Raw genomic sequence first — 9,965 nt, 5'->3', positions numbered from 1 at the left:
GGCCCCCCCGCGCCCCCCCCCCGGGCGGGGCCCCGCCCCCCCCCGGGCCCCCCCGCCCCCCCCCCCCGGGGGGGCGCGGGGGGGCCGCCCCCCCCCCCGCCCCCCGCTCCCCGCCGGCCACCCCGGCCACCCCGGCCGCCCGCCGCCGCGAGGCGGCGACCGCGAGCCCCCAGGAGCCGAGGGCCACCGGCGCGAAGCCGAACGCGACCGGGTTCACGTACGCGGGCAGGGAATCGCCGACGTAACCGCCGCCGTCCGCCGTCTCGCAGACGAAGCGCAGGGGCACGTACGTCACGGTGTAGTCGACGAAGGTCTCGGCCCGCGCCTCCCGGCCGGGTATTCGGCAGGGCGCCGGCGGCGAGGAGCCGGCGCCGCCGTCCTCCGTCTCCAGGACCGCCCCCGCCAAGTGGAGCAGTCCCCACGCGTAGCAGCCGGCCGCGCAGGCTCCGAACAGGGCGGCGAGGGCGCGCGGCCAGGTCCCGCGTCCGCCGCCGCGGGACGCGGCCCGGGCGAACCCGGTGAACGCGGAGCCGAGCAGGAAGCAGGTGCCGACAAGCGCGGCCGGGACGAGGAGCAACAACAGCGGCACCATCAGCGCGCGGCCCGCCCCTCGCCCCGCGCGGCGCGCCGGGGCACCACACCCTCCCGCTCCGCCTCCGAAACGACGTCGATTACCGCGAACGTGTCCATGCGGGCATGCATACACGTCGACCGCCCGGCCCCGCACCTTCCTCACGCGCCGCCGGGACGACGCCGGCTCCCACCACCGCCGGCCTCACCGGCGTTAACGGCGTTAACGGCGTTAACGCCCCCACCCGTTGACGGCGTTAACGCCGTTAACGCCCAGCCCCCACCCCAACCCACCAAAAAGAAACACCGCACAACCCCCCACACACCACCAAAACCCCACTCCACTCCGCCCTTAAAAGTACTTGTCGACTGGTTTTCTTTCTCGGGGTCGCACTACATTGACCCGTACCAGCGACCCCAACAGGCATCAGGAGAAACCCACGTGGCGAGGGTCAGGCAGGAACGGGCGGAGAACACCCGACAGGCGATCCTGGAGGGCGCGGCCATCGCCTTCGACCGCTCCGGCTTCGGCGGCACGAGCCTCAGCGACGTGGTCAAGCACGCCGGGGTCACCAAGGGCGCCCTCTACTTCCACTTCCCGTCCAAGGAAGCCCTCGCCCGCACCCTGATCGACGAACAGTTCCAGGTCTCCAAGGACGTCCCCGCCATCGAGGAACCGGGCCTTCAAACGGTCATCGACCTCACCCACCAGATGGCGTTCGGGCTGCGCACCAACGTCCGCGTCCGCGCCGGCATCCGCCTGGTGATCGAGTTCGGGTCGTTCACGCACCCGGACCCGTCCCCGTACAACGCCTGGATCGAGACCAGCCGCGGCTGTCTGGCGCCGGCGAAGGAACGCGGAGACCTCTTCCCGTCGGTCGACGTGAACGACCTCTCCACCTTCCTCGTCGGCTCCTTCACCGGCATCCAGGTGACCTCGCACGTGCGCACCGGCCGAGAGGACCTGCACACCCGGGTCGTCGACCTCTGGAACTACCTCCTTCCGGGCATCGTCCCCGGACCGCGCATCCCCCTCTTCGACCCGGCCGGCTCGCCCGCCTGCCGCGCCGAGCTCGGTCTCGACCTCCTCGACCTCGACCTCGACCCCGGTGTCGGTCCGGCCCCCGCGCCCACCGTCCCGGCGCTTCCCGTCGGCTGACGACGCGTCCAGGGCGGCCTCGCACACGCCGTGGTGAACCACGGGGGTGCTCGCTACGGCGTGTGCGAGGCCGCCCTGTCGCGTTTCCCGACACCCACGACCCACTTCGTTAGCAAAACTCAAGCGTGGCGCTCACACGCACCCCAGAACGTTAGTAAAGTCCCTCTCATGACTTCGCCCTCGTCCCAGAGCGACCGAGAGAAGGTCGTCTCCAAGCTCCCCCCGTGGCTCCGCCAGGAGTTGAAGATCCGCACCGCCCAACTGCGGGTCGACATCCAGGACGCCGTCCACCAGGGCATCGCCCACTGGAGCGCCCTCGCCTCCGCGCCCTCCCCCGTCGACACCTCCGGCGCCGAGTCGTTCTCGACGTGGCTGCCCGCCGGTCAGTGGGATTCCTTCCGTACGGACGCCAAGGACCGCGGCGTCTCCCTCATCCAGGGTCTCGCCCAGGCGGTGCGCCTCTGGCTGGAGATGAACCCGGCCCCCACCGTGCGGCGACCGGCCGTCGTCCGCCGCATCGTCGTGTGCAACCAGAAGGGCGGAGTCGGCAAGACCGCCATCACCGCGGGCACCGCCGAGGCCCTCGCCGAGGACCCCTCGACCCTCCACCCGGTGCGCGTCGCCCGCCAACTGGCCCGCCTCGCCCCGACCGAGGGCGACGCCCCGCACCACCCGGAGCACACCACTCCCCTGGACCTCGAAGACCTGCCGGGCCTGGGCATGCGCGTCCTGCTCGTCGACTTCGACCCGCAGGGCCACCTCACCAAGCAGCTCGGCGGCCAGCCCCTGCCCATCGGCGGCGACAGCCTCACCTGCCACATGGCCGGCGAGGCCAAGGGCCCCCTCTCCGACCTGATCGTCCAGGTCCCGGACGAGCGCTTCGGCGACCGCCTCCACATCCTGCCCGCCTGCACGGACGCCTTCCTCCTGGACGTCCGCCTCTCCACCGTCCGCGCCCGCGAGGCCGCCCTCGAACGCGCCCTCGCCCCGGTCGAGTCCGACTACGACGTCATCCTCATCGACTGCCCGCCCAGCCTCGGCCTCAGCATGGACGCCGCCATCTACTACGGCCGCCGCCGCGACGCCGAACAGCCCGGCGCCTCCGGGGCCCTGATCGTCGTACAGGCCGAGGACTCCTCCGCCGACGCCTACGACCTGCTCACCTCCCAGATCAACGATCTGCGCGACGACCTCAGCCTGGACATCGACTACCTCGGCCTCGTCGTGAACCTCTACGACGGCCGCCGCGGCTACATCGCGACCTCCTCCCTCCAGGCCTGGATGGACATAAAGGATCCGCGGGTCGTGGCGATCGTCCCGGACCTCAAGGAACAGCGCGAAGCCGTACGCGTGAAGCAGCCGCTGTTCGTCTACGCCCCCAAGGGCGACCAAGCCGTCGCACTGCGCGCCCTCGCCCGGGAGATCTCATGAGCAAGGCCGACAAGCTCGGAGTCTCGGCGTCCTTCGCCCGCGCGCAGCCCGTGGGCGTCAGCCCCCGCCGCGCGGCGATCGCCGAGGCCACCGGCGCCCCCACCTCCGGGGTCGTCCCGCCGTCCGAGGTGCCCATCGAGGCCCTCGCCCACAACCCGTTCAACCTCCGCGAGGACCTCACGGAGATCGACGAACTGGCCCAGTCCCTCATCTCCCGCGGCCAGCTCCAGCCGCTCGCCGTCGCCACGCGCATGGCCTTCATGGAGGCCCACCCCGGACAGACCGACGGCCTCGGCCGTGCCCCGTACGTGGTCATCGACGGCAACCGCCGGCTGGCGGCGGCACAGCTCGCGGGCCTGAAGACCATCCAGATCCACGTGAACGACGCCCTCTCCGCGTCGGCCGCCGACATCCTCGAATCGGCCCTCATCGCCAACGTCCACCGGGTCGACGTGGCCCCCATGGACCAGGCGCGCGCCCTCCAGGAGCTCGTCGAGGTGCACGGCTCCCAGGCCCAGGTGGCCAAGCGGCTCGGCAAGACCGCCGCCTGGGTCTCCCAGCGCCTGACGCTCCTCAACCTCACCCCGAGCCTCCAGGAGAAGGTGGAGACCGGCGAGCTCAAGGTGGAGCCGGCCCGGCGCATCGGCCGCCTTCCCCAGGAGGAGCAGGCGACGGCGGCGGCCGAGAGCCTCAACGCGGTCAATCCCCCGCGCCAGCGCACCCGCCCGACGCCGCCGACCGTTAACGGCGTTAACGCCGTTAACGCCCCGACCGCCCCGGCGACCCCTCCCTCCCCTCCCCTTCCTCCCGCTCCCCGCATCACGATCGCCACCGACTCCCCGCAGACCATCGCGGACGCCCTCACCGCCCACCTCACGCCGGACGACCTGAAGGCCGTCACCGAGCTCCTGATCACCCGCATCTGAGGCCACACCCACGCCGGGGGCGCTGACGGCACCACGCCGTCGACGCCCCCACGTGCGTTTCATGTGCGTTCAAACGTGCGGTTCGCATAGGCTGCACCCGGAGGTACCCATGAGCGACAAGAACGAACAGACCACCCTCTTCGCAGCGGTCGACGCCCTGCTCGAAGAGGCGGCCGCGCAGGACGGGCTGCCGCACCCGGACGAGCGCAAGCGCCTGCGCGAGGCCGCCGGCCTCAGCCAGGACCAGATCGCCAAGGCCCTCTCGGTCCGCCGCGAAACGGTCACCTCCTGGGAAACGGGCCGCACGGCCCCCCGCCCCCCGAAGCGCGCCGCGTACGCCCGCCTCCTGGAAGGCCTCGCCGCCCTCCACCCCACCGACGCTGTTAACGGCGTTAACGCCGCGCCCCCCACCGACACACCGGCACCCCCCACACCCCCCTCCGGCGTTAACGCCGTTAACGCCGGACTCCCCACCCCCACCGACCCGCCTCCTTCCCCCCACCCCGTTAACGCCGTTAACGCCGGACCTCCCACCGACACACCCCCACCCCCCGCACCCCCCTCCACCGTTAACGGCGTTAACGCCGTTAACGCCGCCGACCCCGAAGTCGCCCCCTCCCCCCGACACCCCGAGCCGGCACCCCAGAAGCCCCAGCCCCAGCCTCAAGCCCACCCCCGCCCCCGGCCGACGCCCCCCACCCCCTTCGCGGGCAACGGCCCCCTGGCCGTCCTCGACGGCACCGGCCAGGCCCACGCCGCCGGCGGCCTCGTCCTCGCCCACCCCACCGCGGACCTCCCCGCACTCATCACCTGGGCCCTCGGCCCCGACGCGGACCTCCGCGCCCCCCGGCTCCACCGCAACGGCAAGGACGGCGACCCCCTGCTCGTCCTCACCGCCCCCGCCGCCGAAGCCCTCGGCCTGCCCCTCACGCTCGAAGACCGCCGCGCCCTCCGCCTGCCCGACAACCACGCGGTGGTCCGGCAGCTCACCAAGGCCAAGTGGCAGCTGACCCGCCGCGGCTTCGGCCCCTGGGCCCGCGTCTACCGTCCGGCCACCGCCGCCACCGGCCGCCAGTGCGTCCAACTCGCCGTACTCCCCTGGGGCGCGCTCGACCCCCGCGCCTGGGGCGAGGACACCGCCGAACTCCCGGCCCCCGAACTCGCCGACGTCCTCACGACGTACGCCACCCGCGTCCTGACCCCCCGAGGCTCCACCGCCGTCACCGGCCTCGAACTCATGACGGCGCTCCGCCCGCCCACCCGCGCCGCCCGCAACCCCCTCACGAACGCCTGGGAATCCGCCCCCGTCGCCGGCTCCCTCACCCGTCCCGTCGACCCCGCTCCCCCGGAGGCCCCCGACGAGCACCCGGTGGTCGCGGCCCTGTACCCGCGCGCCCACCAGCGCACCCCGGACCAGGTCCTCGACGAGGAGGCCTACGACTGGATCCGCGACCCCGAACTCCTCACTGACGCCGAGTGCGCCCGCACCCACGCCGTCGGCATCGACGTGAACATGGCCTTCGCCGCGGCCGCCAACCGCCTCCCGGTGGGCCTGGGCCCGGCCGTCCACACCGACCGCCCCCGCTTCGACCCGAAGACCCCCGGCTGCTGGCTCGCGGACCTCTCGGCCGTCCCCCACGACCCGCGCCTGCCCAGCCCCTTCACCCCGCACGGCAAGCCCCCCACCGGACCCGCCTGGTACGCCACCCCGACCCTCGCCTACGCCCTGGAGCTCGGCCACGACGTCCGCCCCACCGAGGCGTGGATCCGCCCGGACAACGGCCCGTACCTCGACGCCTGGTACACCCGCCTGCGCGACGCCTACATCGCGACGATGGCCGACCTCGGCGTCACCACCTCGCTCACCGAAGCCGAGTTCCTGGACGCGATGACCACCCACAAGTCACAGGACGACCCCGCCCCCGTAGCCGTGCTGTCCGCCATCAAGTCGACGGTCAAGGGCGGCATCGGCAAGCTCCGCGAACGCCCCCAGGGCGCCGGCTACCGTCCCGGCGAGGCCTGGCCCGCCCTCGAACGCCCCACCTGGCGCCCCGACATCCGCGCCGCCGTCATCTCCACGGCCCGCGTCAACATGCACCGCAAGATGCGCAAGCTGGCCGAGGCCGCCGACCTCCACCCCATCGCGGTCCTGTCGGACTGCGCCGTCTACCTCTCCGACGGACCCGGCCCCCTCGACTTCCTCCCCCACACCCCCGAGGGCAAGCCCCTGCCCGGCGGCTTCCGCCTGGGCGTCAGCCCCGGCATGGTCAAGCACGAGGGCACCCAACCGCTCCTGTGGGCCGTGGGACTCCTCGACGAACACATCAACCCGGCCCGCCACATCAAGGGCCACGACGCAGCCGCAGACGGCGAGTAAACCGTGTCCGACATCTCAGACGGTCTCAGCAGAGCCGACGAGCAGCACTTCACCCGCCCGATCCCGAAGTCGGCGGGCGCCCAGATGCGCTTCCTCGTCAAACAGCTCAAGTCCACCAAGGAGGCCGCCACCCTCCTCGGCATCTCCCAGCGCACCGTCGAACGCTACGTGCGCAACCAGATCAAACAACCGAAGCCGGCGCTCGCCGCCCGCCTCGAAACCGAGGTACGCCGCCGCTGGCAGCCCCTGGTCCGCAAGCGCGCCCGCGACCAGGCCGCCCGCACCACCGGCGTCGTCATCGAGACCCGCGCCCGATTCGGCTTCACCGCCGCCCCCGGCACCACCGACGACGGCCGCATGCGCCGCATCACCCAGCACCTTCCCCCGGAGTACGCGGGCCGCCTCTTCACCGCCCAGGAGGCCGGCGCCACCGAGGCCCAGCTCCGCCACATCGCGGCCGAGGCCCTCCAGGAGATCTACTTCAAGGACAACGGGGCACGGGCGACGACCCTCCTCGTCGAGTTCACGGACATCGACTACGTCGACTTCGCCTTCTAGCCCCCAACAGCCCCTCCAAGCCCCTGAAACCGAAGGCCCCGGGTGGATCCATCCACCCGGGGCCTTCCACGCTCCTGGACCCCCTCAGGGGCCTCCACGGGGCCGTTGTCACCCCACCGCGTGCAACGTCCTCCGCCGCTTCGACTCCGCGGCCTTCTTCGCCGCGGCCTGCGCCGCCCGCTTCTTCCGCTGCTCCGCCAACTGGTCCTGGTACTCCGCCACCGCCTGGTGGTAACTGGCGACGTAACCCCGCGCGTCCAGACGCTCCTCGGCGGGCATCCCGTTCACCGCGGCGACGGCGTCCTCGAAGGAGTTGTAGCCGGCCAGCATCGGGTTGATCTGGTAGACGCCGTTGCGGACCTTGCGCACCAGCTTCGCGAGCTCCAGGCTGCGCAGCGCCGCGTTCACGCTCGGCCGGCTCAGCTCCAGCATCCCCCCGATGGTGGCCTGGTCGATCAGGATCCGACCCCCGGGCTCACTCAGCGAGCGCAGCTTCAGCAACACACGGTACGCCGCGGGCGGAAGGTCCAGGTCGGAGAGAAGCCCGTCGGCGTTGACCGCAGCGAATCGCAAGGTGCTCACTGAGGTGTCCCTTCTTCCTTGCGCTGTGCCCGGCTCAGCCGGCGCGCAGCGCGCTCTCTGGACCGTTCGGCCCGCAGTTCCTCGATTGCCTGCCGCATGTGGTCCAGCGACGGGAAGCGCACCAGATCAGGCAGGCTCGTATCGCCACGGATCTGCGAGATGGTGCTGTGCTGCTCCACCTTCACGAACTCACCCGCCGTCTCCGTCCCCGGGATGAACTCGGCCACCCGGTAACTGTAGGGCGGGTTGAACTGGTACACACCCCGCCGCACCTTGAAGACGATCCCATGAGACATGACGGTGTGCAGTGCCTCCGACGTCTTCGTCCGACTGACGTCCAGGATCGTAGCCATCTCCTCCTGAGTAAGTGGAATCCGCCCCCCCGCGCGCTGGCACGCGATCAGCAGCAGGATCAGCCTCAACGGCAATGCTTCCCTGAAGTACTGGGCGATCACCAGAAAAAACTCGAGGCTGTCCATGGAAAAGGCATTGGGCTGACTCTGCGTCCCGTAGAACTCGAGCGGCTTGCGCTCGCCGTCCAGCGTCAGCTTCCGGCTCGGATACCTCTTCGCCAGGCTGTCCAGGTCCTTGACCGGAGCCAGTGGCTGACTCCATGCCGAGATCGCGTCATCAACGGGGAGATCAGGACGCGGCGCGCGCGACGGACTCGGCCGACGGCGCTGTGGCTCTGATGACACGAGGATGCTCTCCACTTCGTTGATCTGCAGAGAGAGTATGTCAACAAGGGTGACACTAATGTCACGCTCGTTGACGTTCGGCGTGTCTTATGTCCCCCCAGCAGGGACACATCTCGGCCACGCCCCCTCGCCGGCACCCCTCCCCGGCCCCCACCCAACCCGTCCCCTCCCTCCAGCAGTTCGGGGACGTATCTCCGGAAGAACGTCAGTCTCCCCGACGTTTTAGCCCAAAAACCGTCAGCCTCACTGACGTTTTGCAGCCGTTCTGTCCCCCCACCAGGGACACATCCATCGAGTTATGTCCCTCCTGAGGGGACATAACTTTCCCCCCGCACCCCGCCTGACCTGCGACGATCCATCTCCGTACCTTCTATAGGCCGTCTCCTGCCGCGCTGCGCGCACTGAACCTCGTCTCAACGCTCAACGCCACCGCACTTTCTGACACCCCGAAGCACCGGCCGGCCGAAGGGAGGCTCTCGGACACCCTGTCCATAACCTCGCGGAATCTGACTGATTCCCGTCTCTATCTCACCACCACTTTGAATCAGCCCCTCCACCGGCATTAACGCCGTTAACGCCCACTTCCCAACCTCCAACAACACTCCAAGAAACCTCCAGCCACACCCCAACCTGCACACTTCAAAACCCCACCCAGCTCTACGCCTCCCGACCAGCGCCCCACTGGAGCGGCACCCAATCGTTGAACCGGAACCAAAAACAACAGCCCCTCACCCACCTGAACCACCACCAGGCCCACGCCCTCGAACCCACCAACCGCCCGAAGTCAAAACTTCCCCAAGAAGCCAGAGACCCCCACCCACAAGCCACTTCAACCCGCGGAACCCCTGCCCGGCGCCCCAGAAACCAGGTCTGCACCAAACGCAGCCAGACAAGCCCCCAAGCTCCAGCTGTGCCCCCAGCTGCGCTACGCAGGGCTCAGCACCCCCTAGCCCGAAACGAAGTCGGTCCGCGAAGCGGTCCTGCGCCGAACCCAGCGAAGCAGGGTCTCTGCTAAGGCCTCGGCGAAGCGAAGGCCCAACCCGCTGGAAGGGCCGGCCTTGGGCTGCGAAGCAGCCCTCCGCCGAGCGCAGCGAGGCAGTGCCCCTGCCAAGGCCGCAGCGAAGCGGAGGCCCAACCGCCCCGAAGGGGCAGCTTTGGGGCGCGAAGCGGCCCTCCGCCGAGCGCAGCGAGGCGGGGTCCCTGCCAAGGCCGGAGCGAAGCGGAGGCCCAACCGGCCCCGAGGGCCGGTTTTGGGCCGCGAAGCGGCCCTCCGCCGAGCGCAGCGAGGGGGAGTCCCTACCTAGGCCCGAGCGAAGCGGAGGGCCAACCGGCCCGAAGGGCCGGCCTCGGGCCGCGAAGCGGCCCTCCGCCGAGCGCAGCGAGGCAGTGCCCCTGCCAAGACCGCAGCGAAGCGGAGGGCCCACCGGCCCGAAGGGCCGGCCTCGGACCGCGAAGCGGCCCTCCGCCGAGCGCAGCGAGGCAGTGCCCCTGCCAAGACCGCAGCGAAGCGGAGGCCCCACCGGCCCGAAGGGCCGGCCTCGGACCGCGAAGCGGTCCTCCCCCGAGCGCAGCGAGGGGGGTCTCTGCCTAGGCCTCAGCGAAGCGGAGGCCCAACCGCCCCCCACCGGGCGCGTTTGGCCGCGCAGCGCCCCACCCCCCCCCCC

At 71.2% G+C, this 9,965-nt stretch carries 8 protein-coding genes; 5 read left to right on the top strand and 3 right to left on the bottom strand.

What is annotated here, in order from left to right:
* A partial coding sequence (locus ACZ6ZI_RS39615) for a hypothetical protein (RefSeq protein WP_469529837.1) occupies positions 1-592 on the bottom strand: 592 nt, incomplete at its 3' end.
* A gap of 420 nt (positions 593-1,012) precedes the next feature.
* Between ACZ6ZI_RS39615 and ACZ6ZI_RS39610 the strand changes: the two genes are divergently transcribed.
* The 5 genes from ACZ6ZI_RS39610 to tpg all read left to right on the top strand — a co-directional run bounded on the left by ACZ6ZI_RS39610 (position 1,013) and on the right by tpg (position 7,021).
* Positions 1,013-1,729 carry a ScbR family autoregulator-binding transcription factor gene (locus ACZ6ZI_RS39610; RefSeq protein WP_469529834.1) on the top strand — a complete coding sequence of 239 codons (717 nt, stop codon included), beginning with the start codon at positions 1,013-1,015 and terminating at the stop codon, positions 1,727-1,729.
* Between the two features lie 168 nt (positions 1,730-1,897).
* Positions 1,898-3,160: a ParA family protein gene (locus ACZ6ZI_RS39605; RefSeq protein WP_363063787.1), complete on the top strand. Its 1,263-nt coding sequence runs from the start codon at positions 1,898-1,900 to the stop codon at positions 3,158-3,160.
* Positions 3,157-4,086, top strand: coding sequence for a ParB/RepB/Spo0J family partition protein (locus tag ACZ6ZI_RS39600; RefSeq protein ID WP_469529831.1), 930 nt, complete (start codon positions 3,157-3,159; stop codon positions 4,084-4,086). Before ACZ6ZI_RS39605 ends, ACZ6ZI_RS39600 begins: the two co-directional genes overlap by 4 nt.
* Before the next feature lie 109 nt (positions 4,087-4,195).
* The gene (tap, locus tag ACZ6ZI_RS39595) at positions 4,196-6,463 is read left to right on the top strand and encodes a telomere-associated protein Tap (RefSeq protein ID WP_469529828.1); all 2,268 of its coding nucleotides are present in this window, start codon (positions 4,196-4,198) and stop codon (positions 6,461-6,463) included.
* A gap of 3 nt (positions 6,464-6,466) precedes the next feature.
* On the top strand, positions 6,467-7,021 hold the full coding sequence (tpg, locus tag ACZ6ZI_RS39590) for a telomere-protecting terminal protein Tpg (protein WP_469529825.1): 555 nt from the start codon (positions 6,467-6,469) through the stop codon (positions 7,019-7,021).
* A 108-nt stretch (positions 7,022-7,129) separates the two neighbouring features.
* Here the strand turns inward: tpg and ACZ6ZI_RS39585 are convergent, their stop codons facing one another.
* Positions 7,130-7,603: a MarR family transcriptional regulator gene (locus ACZ6ZI_RS39585; protein ID WP_469529822.1), complete on the bottom strand. Its 474-nt coding sequence runs from the start codon at positions 7,601-7,603 to the stop codon at positions 7,130-7,132.
* Positions 7,600-8,316, bottom strand: a complete 717-nt coding sequence (locus tag ACZ6ZI_RS39580; RefSeq protein WP_469529820.1) for a hypothetical protein — start codon at positions 8,314-8,316, stop codon at positions 7,600-7,602. The genes ACZ6ZI_RS39585 and ACZ6ZI_RS39580 overlap by 4 nt, the downstream gene beginning before the upstream one ends.
* Positions 8,317-9,965: the final 1,649 nt, after the last annotated feature.

The organism is Streptomyces sp. NPDC103540 (assembly GCF_055584445.1).
Note: the sequence above shows the minus strand (reverse complement) of the source record. Positions and strands in the feature narration are given on the sequence as shown.